Consider the following 1,396-nt stretch of genomic DNA (forward strand, 5'->3'; position numbering starts at 1 on the left):
CCCCCACCCCCGGAGACGCCACCATGAGTGCCACCTACATCATCAAGGACAACGGCAAGCGCTGCTTCGCCCCGCCCTGCGACCACTACGACGTGTTCCTCGCGGACAAGCCGGGCGAGAAGATCAAGTCCATCCACGAGGTGGACCTGAGCGCCGTCACCGGCGGCGACGACGCGAAGCAGGGCGAACTGATGAAGCGGGCCTTCACGCCCGCGGGCCTCAAGCTGGAGGGCTCGCTGACCGAGGGCCCCAACGCCGTCCGCAACATCAAGCTGGACACGCTGCGCGCCACCCGCGTCATCGACTGACGTGGGGCGAAGGCCCCTGGCCCCGCCGGGACCGCGTCGCATGCGGTCCCGGTCGTGCGTGCCGGAGCCGGCTGTGGATCAGATGCGCACGCCCAGCTGGAAGCCCGGCCAGTGCTGCACGCGCCGGGTGCTGGAGATGTCGTGCGAGCGCACCGGCAGCGTGGACAGCTTCGCGAAGCCCGGGTCGCCCCAGGTGAACCAGGCGTTGTAGGTGGGGCCGCCGAAGACGGCGAACCGGGACATGACCTGGAAGCCCACCATGGCGCGCACCTGCGCCAGCAGGTTGCCGGTGTTGTCGGAGAAGGGGTTGTCGGTGGACAGCACGTTGCTGCCCGCCGCGTCCACGTCCACCCAGAAGCGCGAGCCCAGCGGGATGTGCCCGCCCAGGCCCAGGCCCAGGCTGAAGCGCTGGAAGCGGTCGTCCGGACCGATGCCCGCGATGAGCGTGGTGTACAGGTGCTTGCCCCCGAACTTCAGCGCCACGTTGGTGAGCTGCAGGTCGCTGCCGAAGACCTCCAGGTGGAACTGGCCCTTCTTCTCGAAGGTGAGCAGGCCCAGCGGCACGCCGTTCACCTCCTGGGACACGTTGACGAGCCCCAACTGCATGCCGTGCACCACGCTGGCCACGTTGATCAACCCCAACTGCATGCCCGTCACGTCGCCGCCCACGTTGATCAACCCCAACTGCATGCCGGTGACGGCGTGGGCCCGGTTGAGCGCCATCGCGCCCTGCAGGCCCTTCATGTCCCCCGCCACGGAGTTGACGCCCAGCGTGAACTGGACGCCGTGGAGCGCGTTGTTCGCATGGTTGACGCCCAGCGCCAGCTGCATGCCGGAGACGTCCTGGGTGGCGACGTTGAGGCCCAGCGTCGCCTGCATGCCCTGCATCCCGCCCCGCGCGATGTTCGCTCCCAGCGACAACTGCCCCACGCCGTCCACGTCCCCGTTGGAGAGGTTGAGCCCCAGCGCCGCCTGGACGCCGACCAGCCCCCGCTGCGCCACGTTGGTGACCAGCGACAGCTGCGCGCCATGGACCTCCCCGCCCGCGACGTTGAAGCCCAGGGACAGCGCCCCGCCCTCCACCTCCG

The 1,396-nt window shown here is 69.6% G+C and carries 2 pseudogenes; one reads left to right on the forward strand and one right to left on the reverse strand.

Features of this window, described 5'->3' with window-relative positions:
• A pseudogene (locus D7X74_RS41905) lies at positions 1–308 on the forward strand (hypothetical protein); the annotation flags it as partial.
• Positions 309–386: 78 nt separating this feature from the next.
• On the opposite strand, the pseudogene D7X74_RS41910 reads toward D7X74_RS41905, so the two are convergent.
• Positions 387–1,396: pseudogene (locus D7X74_RS41910) on the reverse strand (caspase family protein); the annotation flags it as partial.

Source organism: Corallococcus sp. CA047B (assembly GCF_003612065.1).
Classification (GTDB): domain Bacteria; phylum Myxococcota; class Myxococcia; order Myxococcales; family Myxococcaceae; genus Corallococcus; species Corallococcus praedator.